The sequence below is a fragment of the Bartonella birtlesii IBS 325 genome, from assembly GCF_000273375.1.
Classification (GTDB): domain Bacteria; phylum Pseudomonadota; class Alphaproteobacteria; order Rhizobiales; family Rhizobiaceae; genus Bartonella; species Bartonella birtlesii.
On the sequence record NZ_CM001557.1, the window covers coordinates 10,001 to 32,408 of the forward strand.

The following is a 22,408-nucleotide window of genomic DNA, read 5'->3' on the forward strand; positions in this document are numbered from 1 at the left end:
ACAAATTACAGCTGCTCACAGTGCTTTAGATGATGCACAAGCACAAAAAGCTGCCGCTTCAGCCATAGCAACCCATGCACAACTAACTTTAAAACGCACCACAGAACTTAAAGCGAGTCGTTATGCCCCTCAATCTGGTGTTGATGATGCCAAATCAGCTTATGAACAAGCCATTGCGAATGTTCACCGTGCAGATGCACAAATAGCTGCGGCACGTGCAAATATCCAAGTTCTACAAGCGCAACGCAGTGAAACGGAAAGCCAAACAAAGAGCTTAGAACTCACGCGTGAAAAAGCACAACGTGATCTTGATTCAACCATTATCCGAGCTCCGTTTGATGGCGTTATTGGAAATTTAACCGCAAAAGCGGGAGATTTTGTTATGAATGGCCAACGTCTTGCGGCATTAGTTCCCATAGATGCACTTTATATTGAAGCGAACTATAAAGAAACACAGTTACAAAATATTCATGCTGGACAAACTGCTTATATTGCTGTTGACGCCTTCAAAAAAGACGCGTTTACAGGTACAGTGCTTTCTATTGCCCCTGCAACAGGAGCTGTTTTTTCTCTCTTGCCCCCACAAAATGCCACTGGCAATTTCACCAAGATTGTCCAACGCATTCCTGTACGTATCTCTATTCCAGAAAAAATATTAAAAACCGGGCGTATTCGAGCAGGAATGAGTGTTTCAGTAGAGATTGACACTCGTACAAAGCCGCAGGATAAAAATCTCCTATAACAAAAAGCAAATGACCTTACTATGACATCTCCCATACCAGAATCTACACATTCTCAAGAGCGTACAGAAATCCGTAAAATCGTAGTTTTCATTGCTATGGCCTTTGGCATGTTCATGGCTATTTTGGATATCCAAATCGTTTCTTCCTCTTTAGCGGAAATTCAGGCTGGTCTTTCAGCAAGCTCTGAAGAGATTTCATGGGTGCAAACCTCCTATCTCATCGCTGAAGTCATCATGTTACCCCTTTCTGGTTTCTTAGGAAGATTGCTCTCAACACGCGTTTTTTTTAGCATATCAGCTGTAGGGTTTACGATTACCTCTGTCCTTTGTGCAACAGCAACATCTATTGAAGAGATGATTGTGTACCGAGCACTCCAAGGTTTTATTGGAGGAGGAATTATCCCCAGCGTTTTTGTCGCCTCTTATATACTTTTTCCTCCTTCCAAACGCCCAATTGTTACTCCTATTGTAGGACTGGTAGCAACGTTAGCGCCCACCATTGGTCCAACAGTGGGAGGCTATCTTTGTCATATCTTATCATGGCACTGGCTCTTTCTCATCAATGTACCCTGCGGGATTATTATCTCAATTCTTGCTTGGAAATTGATTGATTTTGATAAAGCTAATCCCTCTTTAATGGCTAAATTTGACTGGCTAGGCCTCATTTCTATGGCTGTTTTTCTGGGGACTTTGGAGTATATTCTAGAAGAAGGTGCGCGTCATGATTGGTTAAATGACAATCTCATTCTAACTTTGTTCGTTATCATGATCTTTTCTGCAAGCTTATTCTTCTGGCGCGCTTTTACTGCTAAAGAACCCATCGTTAATCTCTCAGCTTTTTCTAATTTCAATTTTTCAACCGCGGCAGTTTTTTCTTTTATGCTTGGAATCGGTCTTTATGGCCTTACATATCTTTATCCTGTCTATTTGAGTCAAATCCGTCATTATGATGCACTCATGATTGGAGAAACATTGTTTCTTTCAGGGTTCGTCATGCTCTTAACTGCACCCCTTGCCGGATTTCTTTCAGCACGAATTGATGCACGTTTGATGATGGCGATAGGACTTTTTGGCTTTGCGTTAGGAACTTGGATGGCTAGCTCTATTACAGACAACTGGGATTTTTGGGAGCTCTTTTGGCCTCAAGTTTTCCGTGGCGCTTCTGTTATGTTATGCATGGTCCCTGTTAATAACATTGCACTCGGATCACTGCCACCAGACCGAATGCAAAATGCCTCTGGACTTTTTAATCTTACACGTAATCTTGGCGGTGCCGTGGGACTTGCTATTATCAGCACTCTTATGACAAAACGTACAGACCTGCATTATGAACGAATAGCCGAAACAGTCCAACACGGAAATAACCAAGCAACCGAAATGCTTTCAAGCCTTACCATGTACTTTAACTCCACAACCTTTGATCCGCATACTTTTGCTCTCTTCCAACTTTTTAATATGGTACGCGTCCAAGCAATGGTTATGGCTTTTAGCGATATTTTCTTTATAATAACCATTATCTTTGGCGTCTTGACATCCCTGACTGTTTTTCTCAAAAAAACACCACCTCTCACCGATGCTCCTGCAAACCACTGAGCTTAACTGTATGAAAGTCGAGGAGTATTTTTCTTTTCAAACATTCCGTATATATGTATCTTCTAAACATGTTAGAACAAAACTTTATATTGAATCATTGTCTCTAAACGAAATCTTGCAAAAAGCAAAACTTGCTATATTTCCAATAGTAATTCATCATAAATTTTGTCAAAATCATTTTAGATGAAGAAAGTTATTGGTACTCTCAGTGGATAGCAAAAATTATTACAGAAAATAAATTCAAGATAAAAGAGAAACCATACTACGTTATAAATCTATTCTAAAACCTTATATCGTATAAAAACACCTGACCACCAGCAAAGATGATGTGTAAAGCCTTCAATTTTTGAAAAAAGAACGAAGAGAAGAGAGCTTTAAGCCACTTTATGACACTGAAAACGACTCAAACCTTCCCGCTCTCCACTAGGGACCAAAACACCATGACATTCGGAAAGATACTCTGGTATCAATTCCAAGGCTTGAAGACGATGTTTTTCATAAGGACCGGGCATTGCCAAATTTTCTGTTAAGCTGTTTGAAAAACCAAAACGCTGATAAAATTCAGTATCACCGACAAGTAAAATAGCGCCATAACCCTGTTTTTTTGCCGTTTCAATTGCATGCTGCATAAGAAACGATCCTATTCCCATACCGGAACACTTCGCTGAAACAGCCAGAGGCCCCAAAAGCAAAGCCTGCTGTGTTCCATTCTTCCCTTTGTTAAATCGAACATGCCAAAGACGTACACTGCCCACAAGCTCTCCAAGTGCATTTTTGACAACAAAAGAGAGTCCACACGCAGCCAACTGTCCACGACGCAAAGTTTCTGAAGACTTACGCTTACGCCCCTTCCCTAGAGCTAAATCAAGTAAGCGTTCGCGATGTGGTTTATCAATGTCTTGTTCACCTGAAAGTGTAAAAAATGCGCCATCTTTGGTTTGAAAATGTATCATATTCATCTTTATCACACGCCCCACTCTATCTTCATCATAAAGAAAAATTCAAATCACGTAGGAGCGCAAAGGCTCAAAACCATTAAAGGCAACAGATGCATAAGTTGCCGTGTAAGCACCAGTACCATGGATCAACAACTCATCCCCTATCGTAAGAGACAAAGGTAACATATAAGGTGTTTTTTCATAAAGAACATCTGCTGAATCGCATGTTGGCCCCGCTAAAATACAAGGCTCCATTGCCTTATCACCATGAGGTGTTTCAATAGGATAGCGAATTGCTTCATCCATAGTCTCAGCAAGACCATTAAATTTTCCAACATCAAGATAAACCCATCGAACATTATCATTGTCTGCTTTTTTAGATATCAGAACAACTTCTGTACGAATAACGCCAGCATTACCAACCATCCCACGCCCAGGTTCGATAATGGTCTCAGGAATACGATTGCCAAAATATTTCTTTAATGAATCAAAAACAGCCGTACCATAAGCTTGTTCTGTAGGAACATCTTTCAAATAACGCGTTGGAAAACCACCCCCCATATTAACCAACTTCAATGAAATTCCCTCTTGCTCCAAATACCTAAAAACTGTAGCCGCGTCCGATAAAGCACGATCCCATGCGCTAAGATCTGTCTGCTGAGACCCTACATGAAAAGAAACGCCATACGCTTGCAAGCCTAATTGATGTGCCCGACGTAAAACATCAACCGCCATAGCAGGAACACAGCCAAATTTGCGTGACAATGGCCACTCTGCACCTTTTCCATCGGTAAGAACGCGGCAAAAAACACGAGCTCCTGGAGCAGCACGCGCAATTTTTTCTACTTCTTCAACACAATCAACCGCATAAAGTGAAATACCCAATGCGTATGCATGCGCAATATCACGCTCTTTTTTAATAGTATTCCCAAAAGAAATACGATCACACGTTGCCCCCGCTTTTAAAGCCATTTCAATTTCTGCAACAGAAGCCGCATCAAAAGACGAACCTAAAGAAGCAAGCAAACTTAAAATCTCAGGAGCTGGATTTGCCTTTATCGCATAGAAAATACGGGACTGTGGAAGAGCTTTTTCAAAATTTAAATAATTTTCACGGACAACATCAAGGTCAACAACCAAGCATGGACCATCAAAACAATGTGTTGCAAGAAAATCGCGAATACGTTGCGTCGCCATCTATCAATTCTCCTAGGGAAAAAAATCCCTACCCTACGCCTAGACAGCATAGAGCCGCCAACAGCCAAAGTACAAAATACACACAATGACTATCCCCATTCTGATTACTGAAATAACCAGAAATTAGCATTGCATACAGCGAAAAAACAGCGCGCAAACCGCGTTGTTTTACTTTATCTGCCTTTTTGATTGGAGTTGAGAAACCACTTCCGCACTGAAGGCAATGAGGTGTGCCTCTATAGTTATCCCAGCATTTGGACAGCTGGAAGACACCAGAAAGGCCCGCACCGTCGTTGCTTCAAGATGTCCTCACTCTTTCGGTTGGCCGTAAGAATGACTGGAGCGGTTAGTTCCAGGTACCGTACCGGTTAATCTCACCATTTGAGAACCAGCGGACACCCACAGGCACGTGCGACTTTGGGCAAGGCTTCATATAAAACGAATTCTTATTCATTTCAATCATTTTTTTTATTTTAAACATTTTTTAATTTTTAACGATAAGATGATGTAAAAAAGCAACAATGCCCTCATGCAAATAAGTCACCTTATCCGCTTTAATGGGGTGTAACCTTCACGAAATCCCCACACCATTATGTTACTAATTCACAATCTTACTTTAAAAGAATCTCTTTACTTGAGTGCCCTTATTCCCCCCAACACCACCTAGAAAGTATAACGTAAGATCTATGAAATATGACAATCTTTACGTTATGAAATCAGTAGCATCATTATATTTATCTACATCGCTAACGCATTTTCTCTTACATTAACATAGCACATTAATCGTATGTTTCAGTCTATTTTAAAACAACTTTTAAAATCACACGTTCGCCTTGAGGCTATCTCCCCCATTGGACTACCATAGTACTGTTTTTACTGTTTCAGAATTAAAAGTATTTGAAATAACTGAGTATTATAACATCAAGAATATCGGCTCAAAATGCATAATGCTAATATATTTATAAATAAATTACTGAATTTTTTACACAAAACAAAAGACCGAGCAAAAATCAGCTTTATAAAATACTTTCCCACCAACTCCGAAAACTTTTTTCTCTTAACAAGAAAAAAACCAAAGTTTCAAGCCCTAAAATATAATGCCTTTAAGACTCTTGATGAGAATCAATCGCACGCAATTTTGTTAATTGAAACTGCTTATGACGTTCGCGAAAACGCTGCCTATCAGCGTCACTCTTCGTATTATAACAAGCATCACACGAAACACCCTCCTCATAATGAACCGATAGTTTGCTTTCAGCATTAAGAGGAGAACGACATGCATGACATAATTCGCGCCCACATTCTTCAAGACCATGTTTAACAGAAACACGCTCATCAAAAACAAAACACTCGCCCCACCACAAACTTTTTTCCTTTGGAATTTTTTCCAAATATTTCAGAATCCCACCTTTTAAATGGTAAACCTGATCATAACCAAGATCACGCACATAAGCTGTTGATTTTTCACAACGAATCCCACCTGTACAGAACATGGCAATTTTCTTTTTCTTCTTTAAATCAGCCTCGTGCTTGAGCACCCACTCAGGAAATTCCCGAAATGTCTTAATACGCGGATCAATCGCTCCTTGAAAACTCCCAAGCGCATATTCATAATCATTACGCGTATCAATGAGGATTGTCTCTTCATCTTGAATAAGGGCATTCCAATCTTCAGGATCGACATAAGTACCAACAGCCTTTAACGGATTAACACCTTCAACCCCCATTGTGACAATCTCTTTTTTCAACCGCACTTTCATGCGATGAAAAGGCATTTTTGATGCCCATGAATATTTAATCTCCGGCGTTTGGAATGCGGGCTCAGCTATAATAAAACTGACCAACGCTTCAATCGCAGCACAAGATCCTGCAACAGTTCCATTGATTCCCTCTTGTGCTAAAAGCAGTGTCCCTTTGATACCCTTTGTTTGACATAAATCTAGCAAAGGTTTCTGTAATTGACAATAATGCTTCAAATCTGCGAAGCAATAAAGTGCAGCAACTTTAAAATTCTTTTCCATAAGTCTTGCCATAACGCGCGTTTCATTCAATTTCAAGATCTATTCATCTACTCTTTAACATATTGTGCTTAATCACACTATACGAACAACACACTCCTAGAGAAAAAACCATGTGCCAAAAAATAAATCACCTTTTAACACTCCTCCAAGCACAAACTGTCATCCCTGTTTTGCACATTGACGATCTCCAAATTGCTGTACCCTTAGCACGCGCTCTTGTTAAAGGTGGATTGAAAACAATGGAGATCACATTGCGAACATCCAATGCATACGATGCAATAAAAGCAATTACACAAGAAGTGCCGCAAGCAATTGTTGGAGCAGGAACAATTCTCAATACCATACATTATGAACAAGCCGAACGCGCAGGAGCAAAATTTATCGTAAGCCCTGGATTATCAGACGAATTGATCGATTGTGCAAAAAACAGTGAAATCCCCCTTCTCCCTGGTGCAATAACACCAAGTGAACTCATGCAAGCATCGAATAAAGGCTATTCATATTTTAAATTTTTCCCTGCCAAAGCGGCGGGAGGTATGGATTTTATCCAAGCCTTAGCAGCCCCTTTCTCTGAAATCAGATTTTGCCCAACAGGCGGCATTACACAAAAAAATGCAGCTCAATGGCTCCAACTTTCTAACGTCTTCTGCGTTGGCGGTTCTTGGATAGCTCCCAAACAGCTTATTACAGCAAATGATTGGGATACCATCAGCGCACTAGCACATATAGCAGCACAACTCCCCTCTCATCCGACAAAAGCACGTTCCACAACATAAGTCGCTGGTGCATTATTTGCACCTTCAACAAGACCAAAGGATTCACACATTCTTGCACAATCCTTCAGCATTGCCATCGAACCACAAATCATCACACGATCTTCATCAGGATGAATTCTTGGCAAACCTGTCGTTTCAAAAAAAGTACCGCGTTCCATAACCGTCGTAATGCGACCCATATGCTCAGAAGGTTCGCGAGTTGTCATAGGATAAAATTTCAACTGTTTTGCACACTCACCAATTAGTGGATCTTCTTGTAAAGAAGCAACAAGTTCTTTTGCATAAATAAGTTCATCTTTTTTTCTGGTTGTTTGAATAAGAACCACTTCTAAAAACTTTTCATAAGTTTCAGGATCACGAATAAGGCTTGCAAAGGGAGCAACCCCTGTTCCCGTTGAAAGTAGATAAAGGCGCTTGCCAGGAATAAGAGCATCCAAAACCAATGACCCAGTGGATTTTTTCCGCATCAAAACCGTGTCACCAATTTGAATTTTTTGTAGATGCTCGGTTAAAGGTCCACCTGGAACTTTGATTGAAAAAAACTCAAGCTGTTCATCCCAAAATGGACTGGCAATCGAATAAGCACGATAAATTGGCTTTTTGGCATTCGGTAAACCAATCATAACAAATTCACCCGAACGAAAACGAAAACTTTCCGGACGATTCAATCGAAATTTAAACAAACGATCTGTATAATGATAAACCTCTTGAACAATAAGCGCGAATACATTTTCAGAAATCGGAAAGTTTGACGTAACGCCGCTGATGTTTGATTGAACATTGGTAGCGAACATATTCATAAAACTCTTCCCTATATCTCACTAAATATTAAATCTTGAATTTGCCAAGTGATATAATACTTGCATCATCATCTGCCAATATTTTTCTTAAAATACAAGCCTTACGATTAACACTTTTATATCAAAATTAGTTGCAAAGAAAAAACACACAAAACACCAAATTACATTATTATTTTGGTGAAAAAAGAAATTCGATCAAACGCAAATGAATAGACCGTACATGCTTGAACAAAGACAATCCTCCCAATAAAATAGCATAACTTGGCAAACAAACTAAAAATAATAAAAAGTTTTTTTGACTCTGTCATGGATCATAAAGCCCACCTTTAACTCATTACAGATAAAGTCAATTTTATTAAAAACACACTCCGCTCACGCTATTTATACTAAAATCTTTTGACTTCATTATGAAAAATAATACAACATAGCTGTGTTTTTATTTTTAAAGCATATGACAACTGCAAACAGGAAAAAAAGCCTATTCTTCTTCCAATTATCAGAGGATAAGATGTTTATAATCACATCAATAAAACTACGGAATCTCTTTATGATCCAGAAGCAAACATTTTACCTTAAAAGAGTACTTTAATAACATATGATCAAGATGAAGTGCTCATGACTTTAACAATAACAAACTTTATAGGCCTCCTTTTTATATATCATAAAAAACGATATGAGCGAAGCAAAGGGAACTTCGTGTCTCACAGACTCGAGAAAGAATTTTAAAATGAATAAATCCATTAATGATGAAGAACATGCATTATTTCCTGCTACAGCTATAGCAACCATCGATGTGCGTGCTATTGTTGCAAATTACAAAACTTTAACCCAATATGTTGCTCCAGCAGAATGTTCTGCAGTTGTTAAAGCCAATGCTTACGGACTTGGTGCACACAAAATTGCCCCTGCACTTTATCAAGCGGGTTGCCGCATTTTTTTTGTCGCCAAAATTGAAGAAGCACTCCAATTAAAAAATATTTTACCTTCCAATATCACACTTGCTCTTTTGAATGGTCTTCCACATACAGCAGAAGAATTTGTTGCACAATCGGGTATTATTCCTGTTCTTAATTCTTGGAAAGAAATTGAAAACTGGCAAATACTTTGCCAAAAAAAACATAAAAAGTTTCCAGCGATTATTCAAATTAATACCAATATGAACCGATTAGGACTTGATAAAAAAGAGTTAGAAAAACTTATCAAACAACCCTCAATTTTTGAAAACGCAGAAATAAAATATCTTCTCAGTCACCTTGCAAATGGAGAGGATGACACACATTCATCCAACGATATACAATTAGCTGTTTTTAGAAATCTCCTTGCAAAATTGCCTATCTGTAAGGTCTCATTTGCCAATTCTGGAGGCATTTTTCTTGGTTCAGATTTTCATTTCGATCTTGTTCGCCCCGGCATTGCACTTTACGGTGTTGATCCCAATGGCAAACACCAAACCACTCTCAAACCCGTTTTAAAACTTGAAGCACAAGTCCTTCAAAGCCGCTTTGTTGACGCAGGAATACCTGTGGGTTATGGAGAAAGCTTTATTACCAAAAGACCGAGTACTCTTGCAACCATTTCTATCGGCTATGCAGATGGTTGGCCACGCATTCTTTCGAATAAAGGTAGCGTTTATTTCAACGGGCACAAACTTCCTATTGTTGGACGCGTTTCTATGGACTCTATCATAGTTGATGCTACCGATCTTGATAAAAAACCTCAAAGAGGTGATTGGATAGAACTCATTGGCCCCCATCAAACCCTCGAAAAAATAGCAACCGACGCCAACACCATTCCAAATGAAATTCTTACTTCTTTAGGAAACCGCTATAAACGTATTTATATTTAAAACACTTTCAAGAAAGACAAAATCATCCTGTTCATTACATGATTTTAAACAGCCAAATATAAAGCTATCCATTAATGCTTTCTTCAAACTTTGTGTATCAATATTTTTCATCAACATGCTTAAACAGAATAATGAAAAGCACTAATTTATTTAAAAACTCTTACGAAAAAACAAAAACCAAGGGAAAATTGTCCAATTTATCATAACAGGTGAAAAAAAGCCCACACATTTCGTGTGGGCTTTTTCCTTCATATAAATAAATTTAATACGTATTCCCCAATGGTGGACAAGAACAAATAAGCACTCTATCTCCCGCAACATTATCAATACGTGAAACAGGAGGCCAATATTTATTTGCTGGATCAAGAGAACTGTCGGGAAAAGCCGCCTCTTGTCGTGAATAAGGTCGCGTCCAAGCATCATCTAAAGCATCCACCAATGTATGTGGTGCATTTACCAAAGGATTATCTTCTTTAGGCCAAACACCGCTACCGACTTTCTGAGCTTCTTCAGCAATAGAGAGCAAAGCATCACAAAAACGATCAATTTCTGCTTTTGGTTCTGATTCCGTTGGTTCAATCATCAAAGTCCCAGCAACAGGAAACGACATCGTCGGCGCATGAAACCCGTAATCAATCAAACGTTTTGCAATATCATCAACACTCACCCCATACTGCTCTTTCAGCACACGAGTATCCACAATACATTCATGTGCAACACGCCCATGCTTTCCCCGATAAAGAATGGAATAAGCCTTTGAAAGACGCGCAGCGATATAATTAGCATTCAAAATTGCTGTTTGTGTTGCGTATTTCAAGCCATCGGCGCCCATCATCCGAATATACATCCAAGTAATAACAAGAATAGATGCACTTCCATAAGGAGCTGCTGAAACCGCATGTGTTGATCCATCTTCTTCATGACCTGGTAAAAAGGGCTTCAAATGTGTTGCCACACCAATTGGCCCCATACCAGGACCACCACCACCATGGGGAATGGCGAATGTTTTGTGAAGATTCATATGACAAACATCCGCCCCAATATCTGCTGGACGAGCAAGCCCAACAAGCGCATTGAGATTAGCACCATCAAAATAAACTTGCCCACCATTTGCGTGGATAATAGAGCAAATCTCCTTAATGTTTTCTTCATAAACACCATGAGTTGAAGGATAGGTAATCATGAGAGCTGCCAATTTATCCTTATGCAATTGTGCCTTCATTTTGAGATCATCAACATCAACATCACCATCACTTAGGCATTTCACCACAATAACTTCCATACCCGCCATATGAGCTGAAGCTGGATTGGTACCGTGCGCAGAAGCAGGAATGAGACAAAGTGTGCGTTGATGGTCTCCCCGTGATTGGTGATATCGGTGGATCGCTAAAAGCCCCGCATATTCACCTTGTGCACCAGAATTTGGCTGGAAAGAAACTTGCGAAAACCCTGTGATTTCACACAACCACGCATTTAATTGGTTAATCATTTCCAAATACCCTACCACATCCTCTTTAGGTGTGAAGGGGTGTATATTGGCTACCGTAGGCCAACTCACAGGCATCAACTCAGCTGCTGCATTAAGTTTCATCGTACAAGAACCAAGCGGAATCATTGCCCGATCTAATGCTAAATCTTTGTCGGCCAAACGACGCAAAAAGCGCATCATATCCGTCTCTGAATGAACGGCATGAAAAAACGGCTGTGAAAGAAAAGCAGTATCACGTCTTTTCCCCATAAGCCTTGGAGAAACTTGATCAACTAATTGTGCACCAAAAAGCTGCGCTAAAGCATAAGCATCTTCTTGTGTTGATAATTCATCAAAATTGATCACAACTCGATCATCATCGAGAACACGAACAAGACGCCCACCTGCTTTCGCTTGACGCGCAATCTCTCGAGATTTTCCCTTAACAACAATGCTTACACAATCAAAAAAAGCTTCTCCTTCACAAAGAATACCTGCTGCCTCTAAACCAGCAACAAAGCGACACGTTAAATGATGAATTCGCTGAGCAATTTCCTGCAAACCTTGCGGTCCATGCCAAACGGCATAAGCCGTTGCCATATTTGCCAACAAAGCCTGTGCTGTACAAATATTCGACGTCGCTTTATCACGCCGGATATGTTGCTCACGTGTCTGCAATGCCAAACGAAAACCAACGCGTCCTTTTGTGTCAACGGATTGACCTACAATACGTCCTGGAATGAGGCGGGTTAAAGCTTCGCTTACCGCGAGATAACCAGCATGGGGACCACCAAATCCCATAGGAACGCCATAACGTTGCATGGAACCTACAACAATATCAGCCCCCCATTGCGCTGGTGGTTCCATCAAGGTAAGTGCCAAAGGATCAGCAACAACGATCACCAGAGCCCCTTTTGCTTTTGCCTCTTTAATGACGTCAGTGTAATCGTTAAAAGAGCCTTTTGTATCTGGCCAAGACAAAACAATCGCAGCTGTATCAGAACAAATTTCGCTCTTTTCGTTTATATGAATCCCTTGTGTTTCAGCACGCGTTTGTGCAACACTTAATGTCTGGGGATGCAAAAGACTTTGAACTGAAATTTTTGTCTTTTTCTCACGCGCAAAACGCACAGCCAGCGCGTTGGCTTCAGCTAAAGCTGTTGCTTCATCAAGAAGTGAAGCAGCTGCAACAGGCAAACCAGTGAGTTCACTCACCAATGTCTGAAAATAAAATAAAAGCTCCAAACGACCTTGGCTAATTTCTGCCTGATAGGGTGTATAAGCGGTGTACCAAGCTGGATTTTCAAAAAGATTCCGCAAAATAACGGGAGGCACATAGGTTCCATGATATCCCTGCCCAATAAAACTTTTGTGCACATGGTTACGTTCCATCATCTTGGATAATTCTTCCAAGGCTTGCCCTTCACTTGCAGCCTTTGGGAGATTAAGCGAACGCCCCAAATGGATAGAATGCGGAACAGCTTGAGAAACCAGTGTGTCAACACAATCTAGCTCTAAAATATCAAGCATTTTTTGTGTTTCATCAGAACGAAGTCCAATATGGCGAGAAAAAAAATGACGCTCCAACATAGCAATCATCCAATCAGTGCTTTATAAGCAGCCTCATCCAGCAACCCTTCAAGTTGCGTTGCATCCTGCAATGTCATTTTCCAGAGCCAACCTTCTTTTTCAGCCTTTTGGTTGACCAGTTCAGGATTATTTGCCAATGCCTCATTCATTTCGACCACTTCACCATCAAGAGGAGCATAGACATCTGAAGCCGCTTTCACTGATTCCACAACGGCAGCAGAATCCCCCTTAGAAAGCTGTGTCCCCTTCCTTGGCAAATCAACAAAAACCAAATCCCCTAACTGTTCTTGAGCATAATGTGTAATCCCAACAGTAACCACTTGTCCTTCAACACTGAGCCATTCATGATCTTGTGTAAAATAAGTTTTAGACATAAAAATTATCCTTTAAAATAACGTTGTTCGACAAAAGGAAGTGAATGGACAGACAGTGCCATCTTTTTGCCACGCAACTCCGTAAAGACTTCCGTTCCTTCTACTTTCCAATCAACAGGAACATATCCCATCGCAACAGGACCATCAAAAGAAGGACCAAAACCACCTGACGTCACCACGCCAATTTGCTTTCCCTCATCATCGAAAAGTATCGCACCCGCACGAATAGGCTGACGCGTTTGCGGTTTTAATCCAACACGACAACGAGAAGGCCCTTTCTGAAGAGCTTCAAGAAAAGCCTTTGCTCCATAAAATTGCGCTTTTTCTCGTACATTTTTGGGAACAGCCCATGTCAATGCAGCATCAATAGGTGTCGTATCGGGCGTAATATCATTCCCATGTAAACACAATCCTGCTTCTAGCCGAAGACTATCACGCGCCGCAAGACCAACCCATTCAACACGAGAATCTCTCAATAATTTTTCAGCCAATGCATGAGCTTGCCCTATGGGAAGAGCAATTTCAAAACCATCTTCTCCCGTATAACCAGAACGCGTTATAAACCAATCTTGTTGTGGCTCAAATCCTTGCATAAACAACAGTTCATTACCAGGCACCCCAGCATCAGCCATAACAGCTGCCGCTTGTGGACCTTGGAGAGCAAGCAATACCCTCTCAAGAGCAATGACTTGGCAATCAAAACCAACAACACGCCTCTCAAGCTCCGCAAGATCCGCTTGTGCATTTCCAGCATTGGCGACCAGCATAAAACGGTTTTCTGCCAATCGAGTAATGATAAGGTCATCAAGGATACCAGCCTGCTCATTAAGCAAATAATTATACCGTGATTGACCAATCTTTAACAATGCTGCATCAACAGGGAGAGCGTACGATAAATATTCTGCTGCTTGTGCACCCTCAATGGCAATCAATTTCATATGAGAAATATCAAAAAGTCCTGCATGTGCACGCGTATGAAGATGCTCCTTCAAGACTCCAAGAGGATAGGTCAACGGCATTTGCCAACCAGCAAAAGCACCAAACTTCGCTCCAGCCTTTTCATGCAATTCGTGTAAAGGAAGCATTTTTAAAGAAGATGTTTCAAATTCTTGTGATGTACCCATAATATCTCCAAAGCTGCGCTAACGCCCACACGATATGGACGTCTCTGCACCCTTCTGTTACAAACCTGAGAGACTCGCGAAAAGACTTTTCGCTTACACCTTCGGCGCGGACCTTTCCGACTTTCCAGATCTGCCTTGCTCCTTTTACGGTCCTTAGAGCCTGAGAGATTATGGGCTATTTTCCCCTTCGGCGGCAGGTGCGAAAGTTTGCAGTCTGCACTCTCCCGCAAAAGAATGAAAGAAACGATAACGCCCTTTCCGACATATTTCAGTCTATATCCTATCTTTGTCACACTGTCATTAGGAAAGTGATGAAAGCATTCTAATTTTAAACTTGCATAAGCTACTTTAAAAGACTTATAATGTAGATCTTTTGAGAATCCTGAAAATTGTTAAGCGGCCGCGTTTCAGAAAATCAAGGAGAAAAATTTTTTAAAGGCCATACACAAAGATATAATTTGAAAAAAGCGAAAATTTCACGTTGAAAAAGGCCGAAGATCTTAGGTCTTCAAGAAAATTATAACACAATATCCCTCTTGCACAGACTAATTTTAAACCACAGAGTTTTATATCTTTTAAGAGGAAAGATTCCACGTATTTTATAAACTTAACACACAAGAAATTGATTTTTCTTCTCTTTCGATTTTTGTCTCTAAATAGTGTCATAAATTGCGGTTATTTACATACCAAACTTCATCGAACAAAGGTTACAAAATACTCATGAAAGCCGGCAATATCCATTACAATTGTGAAAATGATCTCCCAAAACAAATTGCTCTTTTTCCACTAGAGGGAGCACTCTTACTGCCTGGTGGTTTTCTATCACTCAATATTTTCGAACCAGAAGCGCTTGAAATGGTTGAAAATGTTATGGTATCTAATCGTTTACTGGGAATCATTCAACCGCTTTCATCGGCACCAGATTGCTGCTCCACACAGCTTTACAAAACAGGCTGTATAGGACGCATTACCAATTATAGTGAAACAGGCAATGGGCAGCTTTTCATTATCCTACAAGGCGTTTGTCGCTTTACTCTAGAACAGGAGTTGGTGCACACAAAACCTTATCGAACTGCTCTCATCCGATCAAATATAAAAGACTTACAAGAGCACGATATTGCAGCAGACATTAATCGAGAAAACCTCCTCAATATTGTTGAGCAATATCTCACGATAAATGAAATGGAATATAATTGGAACAGTATCATACAAGCACCCACCCCGCTATTGGTGAATGCTTTTTCAGCCCTTATTCCCTTTACACCAGCAGAAAAACAAGCTTTACTGGAAGCTCCAGATATCGGTAGTCGCGCCCAAACTCTTCTTGCTTTAACGGAATACTCACTTATGAAACAAACAGGAGCGGAGTACCATTGAAAGAATAAAGGATAAAATATGAAAAAAATGACCACCGACCCCAAAATGCTTGAATTGCTCATTTGTCCAATCACAGGGGGCACACTTTCTTTAAACCGAAAAACACAAGAATTAATTTCACTCAAAGCAAAACTTGCTTATCCTATTCGTGACGGTGTTCCTATTATGCTTGCTTCTGAAGCACGTTCTTTGAAAAATAATGAAAAAAATAGCACATAAGAATAACAACCCTTATACATTTTTGTTGATGATAGCGTACTGTTCTCGAGTCCTTTTTCACCAAAAGATCTCTTTTATTCCTATTTTTTTATATTTTCTCGCTCGAAAAAGAAATTTTCTAACAAGCTATCCGCCACAATTTTCTTGAAACACTTCTAATGTTGTGTAGCTTTAAAAAGTTCATGAAGAAATTTTCCGCAAGTTCTTTTGCGCTCTTACAAAAAATTATGATCTTAAAGACAACACATCTATTGCCCTCAAATGGCATTTTAAAATACACTAAAAACTAAGGAATTATCCTATCAATAAACTTGTAATTTTGGGTATCATCCCTAAAATTCTATAGAATCTGGAAGCTCAAAAATTAAATACTAAATAAATTCGCTTGGTGGATATTTCAGAGATTTCGGAAGCTCTTATGATGTCCAAGTGCTTTGCAGCACCAAAAGCAAGAGATTGACTCGGTTTCAATACTTCCAAACTCCATACCAGATTCCATAATTGAAGATACGGTTATAATAAAGCCATTGTCATACAAAAGGATGATACAAGCTTTGCGTAAGCCATGTTATGAGTCTAACTTTACATTATAACTCCAACTTAATTTTACATCTGAATGACAAATTATCTACGGCGATCGTCATCTACTGTAGTGTTAAGCGGTGTTATAGCTTTATTTTTCTTAATTTTTATAACTCCAATAATTCCAGTAGAAATAATTAATGCAGACATAGTTAAAAAAGAGCTCATTAATCCCACAAGTGCAAAAAATCCAGCAATAAAGCCAGATACTGCTTCAGCAGAGTTCGCTAAAGTTGAAAAAGTTCCAAAACTTTTACCAAAATCTTCACGACGAGAATATAATTGAAGAGCTGAGACTAAACTAATATCCACAAATGCACCAATAAATCCTAAAACAAATGCTAACACTAGAAGGAGTTTTAAATAAAATATTGCGGCTAAAGGCATAACAAACATAATAACCCCATACAAAAGCCAAAATATCATGAGCTTCAACGATGTAACATTTAATATAATTTTACTATATAACAAACCACCTACAATAGTTCCAACAGCAATGAGAGAAAAAATATAACTAACAAAGCTTTCCTCTCCCCCTATAGAAAGAACAAAAGCTGGAATTAAAAATCTTAAAATTGCCCCAGTAAAGAGAATAGCAAATGATGAGCCAACGAGCATAATAAATAAATTATTATTTTCTGTAGAAATATATTTAAGATAGAAGGCTGTTTCTCGATAAATTTTTATAAAATTAAACAATTTATTCTCATTTGAATTTAAATTCATGAGGTTAAATAACAATATAATAGATATAAAATAGGTAAAAAAATCAAAAATGAGTACTGTCGATTTATTTGCCAAAGAAAGCAGTACCGAACAAACTAAAGGGCCAATTACCGATGCAGTCTCATTTATAATTTGTGCAATGCTATTTGCCTTTGTAAGATCATTTATTGAAAACATTCTCGGAATAGCAGCTTGAAAACTTGGTTGAAAAATACTTCTTCCTATCGTTGTACATATTGCTGCAAAAATAAGAAAAATAATATGTGTGCTACCTGTTATATATGTTATAAAAATGAATAATGAGGTTGATAATCTAACAAATTCACTTAAAATCATATTTTTCTTCAAAGAAAAATTATCAGCTAACCAACCTCCTATAGGACCAAAAAAGAGAAAAGGAATAAATCGAAAAAAATACACAAGACCTGTAAAAAAGTAGTTATCTGTTAATTCTAAGACAAGTAAAATAAAAACAACTTCATAAGCATAATCACCAACTTTAGAAATAAAGAGAGAACAAAAAAGAGAGAAGGGACTCTTTTTCAAAAATAAATTCATCTCAACTATCCGATATTAAACTTTCTTACACTTAAAGTTATACTCCCTTTAATAAAATTGGTGATATAAACTTCAAAGAAATCGTATATTCTTATAAATTGCTTAATAAATTATAAGTTCATAGAAAACCTTTAAAAAATACTCAAACTTCTTGGCATCTGAACCAATCCATAAGAAGTATTTCTATTCCTCCCTGTCCTTATTTCTACCCATACGCCCGCCCCGCTTTTGACGTGTAAGCAAATGATTTTATTGCCCCCAAGGCATTAAAAATACACCAAGTAATAAGAAACAAATTCTCAATAAAATAATCAATTAAAAATCTGAACTCACCCCTTTTAAAACACAGAGCATTTAAGCATTCATGGCTTTCAAAAAAATAGAGAAAAAATGAACTAAATTCTTATGAAAACAGCAAAGACACATTGTAACAGTTGCATGTAAATTTTGCAAAAAAACAACAAGCACAACCGCTTTAATTCTAATTAACGATTTAAAGAAAGTCTCCTATGAATGAACTCGTGATATTTGTCATATATGCAACAATCAATAGGGCCTGGAGGCTCTAACATCGAACACAGAACAAGTCCGCTTTGCGGGTATCCCGGAATTTCCGGGGGCTCTTGTTATATACAAGTACTCGAAGTACTAAAAGCAAAAAGCTGATTCAATGCCAGTGCTTCCAGACTCCGGAATATTAATGCGAAGACGCTCGCACCCAGAGGGGATAAAGTGCGTGCGAAAAATCCACATTTTAACGATATCACTGTAGGAAAAAATTCGTCTCAGAAGAAACATCATAGAGCTTTCACAACAACGATGAGGCAGTCGCTTAGGTGTTACTTTTCAACAAATTCAAAATATGTAAAAGGCATAAATCATGTGAGCACAGGACGCTTGCAGAAAATTGCCGATATACTGGATGTTCCAGTCTCCTTTTTTTATGCAGATATCTTAACAAAAGGAAAGACCTCAGCCCCCTATGATGACAAAATATCGAGCAAAATTGCTCATGAAGAAAACAGCAGCTTATTTTCATAATTTTCCTCAAGCTTGCTGCAACAAAAAACTTTAAAAACTTATTACAAAAGATAAAAGCATGGAGGCTCTTACAAAAAACTTAAAGAACACAATAGATAAAAGCGAAAGAATTCAGAAAATTAAAACATGAAGTAATCTTCACATAAGCCTAGTATAAAATATTCAAATTTCCTCCACTCTCAAATATACAAAAACGCTAATGTGCAAAATAAGCTAAATCTATCAGCTTAATGAAACTTGTACATAAAGATTAACTTTCTGAAAATTGAGAAGATACCTAAATATTCCTTGACCAACGCACCTTCTCCTGAGTATAGCCCGAAGGGAGAAATGTGGAGAGGAACAGGAGTATAAAAAAATGAGTTTTAAAGTTGCAGTTGTTGGCGCAACGGGAAATGTTGGTCGTGAAATGCTCACAATTTTAGAAGAGCGTGGTTTCCCTGCCCATGAAATTATTCCTCTCGCATCACGGCGTTCATTAGGGCAAGAAGTTTCTTATGGTGACAAAACTTTAAAAGTAAAAGCGCTTGATACATACGATTTTTCCGATACCGATCTATGTCTTATGTCTGCGGGAGGAAATATTTCCAAAGAATATGCTCCCAAAATCGCTGCTGCTGGCTGTGTGGTAATAGACAATTCATCCACTTGGCGCTACAATGCAAATGTCCCGTTGATTGTTCCCGAAGTCAATGCACACGCTATTGATGGTTTTTCCAAGCGTAATATTATAGCAAATCCTAATTGTTCAACAATTCAACTTGTCTTAGCTTTAAAACCTCTTCATGATGCAGCAATCATTAAACGCGTTGTTGTATCCACTTATCAATCGGTTTCTGGAGCTGGTAAAGAAGGAATGGATGAACTCTTTGAACAATCGCGAGCAGTTTTTGTTGCAGATCCAATCACAACAAAAAAATTTACCAAACGTATTGCCTTTAACGTCATTCCCCATATCGATGTGTTCATGGAAGATGGCTATACCAAAGAAGAATGGAAAATGACGGCTGAAACAAAGAAAATTCTTGATCCTAAGATCAAACTAACAGCCACTGCTGTTCGAGTACCTGTCTTTATCGGTCATGCTGAAGCTGTAAATGTTGAATTTGAAAAACCACTAAGCGCCTATGAAGCACAAGCCATTCTGCGTGATGCACCTGGCTGCCAAGTTATCGATAAACATGAAGACGGTGGTTATACCACTCCCTATGAATGTACTGGTGAAGATGATACCTTTATTAGCCGTATTCGTGAAGATATCACCGTTGAAAATGGCTTAGCTTTCTGGGTTGTTGCTGACAATTTAAGAAAAGGAGCGGCATTGAATGCCGTGCAAATTGCTGAACTCCTTATTGCACGTAATTTGATAAAACCTAAGGCAGCAAATTAAATAAAAAGAGCAGCATGAGATATTCTTCCGTTTCATGCTGCCATAATTTTTTTCTGTTATCCTAACAACAATAAATTTTTTCACCCTTATGGAGCAGGATAAGTTACAATACGGTAACGCGTTTCATTGCGCTCAAAGTTTTTGAAATTGACATCTTCAGGGAAAAATGGATTATAAGCATTTACATGCTTTACAGAGACGCCTTGTGCTTTTGGTGATGGATTAAAAATTGTTCGTTCATCTCTTTTTTTGACCCCCGTTGAATCAATAATCATATCTGTTCTGTATAATTTTTGCACGTTTTTTCGTGTTTTTTGAGGTACTTTCATAGATTTGAAACGAGGAGTAGCCTGTTTCACTTTTCCTTTTTGTGTTTTTATCATAGAGTGCGGCTTTACACGCATATGTGCAAAAGAAATCGTAGGAACATTGTTAACATTTACATAATGTGCCAAAACCCAACCATCCTTGCCATTATAACGTAGAGAACACCAAGCTTTATTGGAGAGACAACCATGAATTTGCACTTTTCCTCCCATTGGAATGGTAGCAATAACCTTGTAAGCTTTCGCTGGTCCTGTACGTAAAACCGCCTTACCCGATGCGACGCGCGCAACTGTTCCAGCTACCGCATGAGAAACAGTCATTCCAAGCCCCAATCCACCCACAGCTAACAAAATCATTGTGGTTGATAAGAAATTCTTTTTTAACATTATTTTTTTCCTCTCCAGAGTATGAAAGACAAAATATTTGTCATTGCAAAAATTTGCCACGTTTCAGTCAAATAGTAATAAATTCTTGTCTCGCCTTCAAAAACCCATCACATTTAGAGAACAGCTCTCTTACTTTGTCCCCTGCCACCCTATACACCGGGCTATTGTTTTGATTGCACAATATTTGACGCGTAGATTTACTGCTAAAATATCATCTGATTGCTTGGCTATTCAGCCAATCATCACTTAAAGAAGTTTTGAAAGTGCTATTGGTTCCCCAAACAAATAACTGCGATACAAAAATTATTATCTAGATTGAAAAAAGGTACCGCGAGCGCACAATGTTGTTTTTTAAAGAATGCTTACAGTATAGGAAAAAATAACATTCTTTTTTGAATAAAAATGATTGAATATTCTATAAAGCTTTTATAAGCTTAAAATCCCTATAATACAGAATTACATTTTCTTCCCTCAACAAGTCTCTTGGAAAAGAAAAAAGGATAAACATCCATGACATTAAAGAAATTATCTCGGAATGCCACCATCGGATTCCTCCTTCCTCTCTTTGCACTTTTCTTGTCTGTTCCCTTTTCCATGGCAACAGACAAATCAAAAATCAAACTCGGTGTTATGGAAGGGCATGAAGCAACTATTTGGAAAGTTGCTGGCGAACAAGCTAAAAAAGCGGGTTTAGAGATTGAACTTGTTTATTTTTCTGATTACACTTTGCCTAACGATGCGGTTAATGCAGGAGAGATTGATGCGAATGCTTTTCAACACTCCCCTTATCTTAAAAATCAAATTGAACAGCGTGGCTACAAACTTTCAACTGTGGGGTACACATTTATTGCTCCCATTGGTATTTATTCACACAAAATCAAAGATTTAAAAGAACTGCGTGATGGCGCACATGTTGGTATTCCTAACGACCCATCAAATGGTGGAAGAGCCTTACTTCTTCTCAATTCTTTAAATCTCATTAAGTTAAAAGATCCTCACGATATTCTGGCTTCTCCGCTTGATATTATTGAAAACCCTAAAAACTTGCAAATTCGTGAATTAGATGCCGGTATGTTAGGACGAGCGGTTGATGATTTTGATATTGCAATTGTAAACACAAATTGGGCTTTGGTTTCTGGATTAGACCTACAAAAAGACGCGATAGCATGGGAAAAAGCAGAAAATAATCCTTATAATAATATCATTGTTGTGCGCACCAGCGATAAAGATGAGCCATGGGTCAAAAAATTAGTTGCTGCTTACAATAACGAGACTGTCCGTGCGAAAATCAAAGAAATTTTCGGGCCAGCCGCGCAAACATCTTGGTAATTAC

General features: G+C 38.7%; 17 protein-coding genes, 1 pseudogene and 1 riboswitch (1 of these 19 only partly in view). Of the genes and pseudogenes, 9 read left to right on the top strand and 9 right to left on the bottom strand.

The window, feature by feature from the left end:
• Positions 1–742: pseudogene (locus QWU_RS08755) on the top strand (HlyD family secretion protein); it begins 355 nt to the left of the window's first position.
• 21 nt (positions 743–763) lie between these two features.
• Positions 764–2,335: a DHA2 family efflux MFS transporter permease subunit gene (locus tag QWU_RS00055; protein ID WP_006590365.1), complete on the top strand. Its 1,572-nt coding sequence runs from the start codon at positions 764–766 to the stop codon at positions 2,333–2,335.
• A gap of 374 nt (positions 2,336–2,709) precedes the next feature.
• On the opposite strand, the gene QWU_RS00060 is transcribed toward QWU_RS00055, so the two are convergent.
• The 3 genes from QWU_RS00060 to trhO all read right to left on the bottom strand — a co-directional run bounded on the left by QWU_RS00060 (position 2,710) and on the right by trhO (position 6,491).
• The gene (locus QWU_RS00060) at positions 2,710–3,294 is read right to left on the bottom strand and encodes a GNAT family N-acetyltransferase (RefSeq protein ID WP_017195906.1); all 585 of its coding nucleotides are present in this window, start codon (positions 3,292–3,294) and stop codon (positions 2,710–2,712) included.
• A 42-nt stretch (positions 3,295–3,336) separates the two neighbouring features.
• Positions 3,337–4,470 carry a type III PLP-dependent enzyme gene (locus QWU_RS00065; RefSeq protein WP_017195907.1) on the bottom strand — a complete coding sequence of 378 codons (1,134 nt, stop codon included), beginning with the start codon at positions 4,468–4,470 and terminating at the stop codon, positions 3,337–3,339.
• A gap of 1,103 nt (positions 4,471–5,573) precedes the next feature.
• Positions 5,574–6,491, bottom strand: coding sequence for an oxygen-dependent tRNA uridine(34) hydroxylase TrhO (gene trhO / locus QWU_RS00070; RefSeq protein ID WP_035451596.1), 918 nt, complete (start codon positions 6,489–6,491; stop codon positions 5,574–5,576).
• Positions 6,492–6,601: 110 nt separating this feature from the next.
• On the opposite strand from trhO, the gene eda reads away from it, so the two are divergent.
• Positions 6,602–7,267 (top strand): bifunctional 4-hydroxy-2-oxoglutarate aldolase/2-dehydro-3-deoxy-phosphogluconate aldolase, encoded by a 666-nt coding sequence (gene eda / locus QWU_RS00075; protein ID WP_006590369.1) that lies wholly within the window; start codon positions 6,602–6,604, stop codon positions 7,265–7,267.
• Here the strand turns inward: eda and QWU_RS00080 are convergent.
• Entirely contained in the window at positions 7,237–8,067 is an 831-nt protein-coding gene (locus tag QWU_RS00080) for a ferredoxin--NADP reductase (protein WP_006590370.1), read from the bottom strand. The two genes, eda and QWU_RS00080, sit on opposite strands and share 31 nt — an antisense overlap.
• Positions 8,068–8,794: 727 nt before the next feature.
• On the opposite strand from QWU_RS00080, the gene alr reads away from it, so the two are divergent.
• Positions 8,795–9,913, top strand: coding sequence for an alanine racemase (gene alr / locus QWU_RS00085; RefSeq protein ID WP_017195908.1), 1,119 nt, complete (start codon positions 8,795–8,797; stop codon positions 9,911–9,913).
• Between the two features lie 262 nt (positions 9,914–10,175).
• Here alr and gcvP read toward each other — a convergent pair whose 3' ends face one another.
• From gcvP to gcvT, 3 genes are read right to left on the bottom strand one after another with little or no spacing between them, the layout of a single operon-like run.
• The gene (gene gcvP, locus QWU_RS00090) at positions 10,176–12,971 is read right to left on the bottom strand and encodes an aminomethyl-transferring glycine dehydrogenase (RefSeq protein ID WP_006590372.1); all 2,796 of its coding nucleotides are present in this window, start codon (positions 12,969–12,971) and stop codon (positions 10,176–10,178) included.
• 5 nt (positions 12,972–12,976) lie between these two features.
• Entirely contained in the window at positions 12,977–13,345 is a 369-nt protein-coding gene (gene gcvH / locus QWU_RS00095) for a glycine cleavage system protein GcvH (RefSeq protein WP_006590373.1), read from the bottom strand.
• Between the two features lie 5 nt (positions 13,346–13,350).
• Positions 13,351–14,469 carry a glycine cleavage system aminomethyltransferase GcvT gene (gcvT, locus tag QWU_RS00100; RefSeq protein WP_006590374.1) on the bottom strand — a complete coding sequence of 373 codons (1,119 nt, stop codon included), beginning with the start codon at positions 14,467–14,469 and terminating at the stop codon, positions 13,351–13,353.
• A gap of 137 nt (positions 14,470–14,606) precedes the next feature.
• Positions 14,607–14,706, bottom strand: a riboswitch (glycine riboswitch).
• A 483-nt stretch (positions 14,707–15,189) separates the two neighbouring features.
• Between gcvT and QWU_RS00105 the strand changes: the two genes are divergently transcribed.
• Entirely contained in the window at positions 15,190–15,846 is a 657-nt protein-coding gene (locus tag QWU_RS00105) for an LON peptidase substrate-binding domain-containing protein (protein WP_006590375.1), read from the top strand.
• A gap of 18 nt (positions 15,847–15,864) precedes the next feature.
• Positions 15,865–16,065 carry a Trm112 family protein gene (locus QWU_RS00110; protein ID WP_006590376.1) on the top strand — a complete coding sequence of 67 codons (201 nt, stop codon included), beginning with the start codon at positions 15,865–15,867 and terminating at the stop codon, positions 16,063–16,065.
• A 624-nt stretch (positions 16,066–16,689) separates the two neighbouring features.
• Here QWU_RS00110 and QWU_RS00115 read toward each other — a convergent pair.
• Complete coding sequence (locus QWU_RS00115) at positions 16,690–17,931, bottom strand: MFS transporter (RefSeq protein ID WP_006590377.1); 1,242 nt, start codon at positions 17,929–17,931, stop codon at positions 16,690–16,692.
• An 882-nt stretch (positions 17,932–18,813) separates the two neighbouring features.
• Between QWU_RS00115 and QWU_RS09850 the strand changes: the two genes are divergently transcribed.
• Positions 18,814–18,972 (top strand): hypothetical protein, encoded by a 159-nt coding sequence (locus tag QWU_RS09850; protein WP_155816215.1) that lies wholly within the window; start codon positions 18,814–18,816, stop codon positions 18,970–18,972.
• Positions 18,973–19,330: 358 nt separating this feature from the next.
• Positions 19,331–20,362: an aspartate-semialdehyde dehydrogenase gene (locus tag QWU_RS00125; RefSeq protein WP_006590379.1), complete on the top strand. Its 1,032-nt coding sequence runs from the start codon at positions 19,331–19,333 to the stop codon at positions 20,360–20,362.
• An 86-nt stretch (positions 20,363–20,448) separates the two neighbouring features.
• Here QWU_RS00125 and QWU_RS00130 read toward each other — a convergent pair whose 3' ends face one another.
• Positions 20,449–21,075, bottom strand: coding sequence for an SH3 domain-containing protein (locus tag QWU_RS00130; RefSeq protein WP_006590380.1), 627 nt, complete (start codon positions 21,073–21,075; stop codon positions 20,449–20,451).
• A 510-nt stretch (positions 21,076–21,585) separates the two neighbouring features.
• On the opposite strand from QWU_RS00130, the gene QWU_RS00135 reads away from it, so the two are divergent.
• Entirely contained in the window at positions 21,586–22,404 is an 819-nt protein-coding gene (locus QWU_RS00135) for a MetQ/NlpA family ABC transporter substrate-binding protein (protein WP_006590381.1), read from the top strand.
• Positions 22,405–22,408 lie beyond the last annotated feature (4 nt).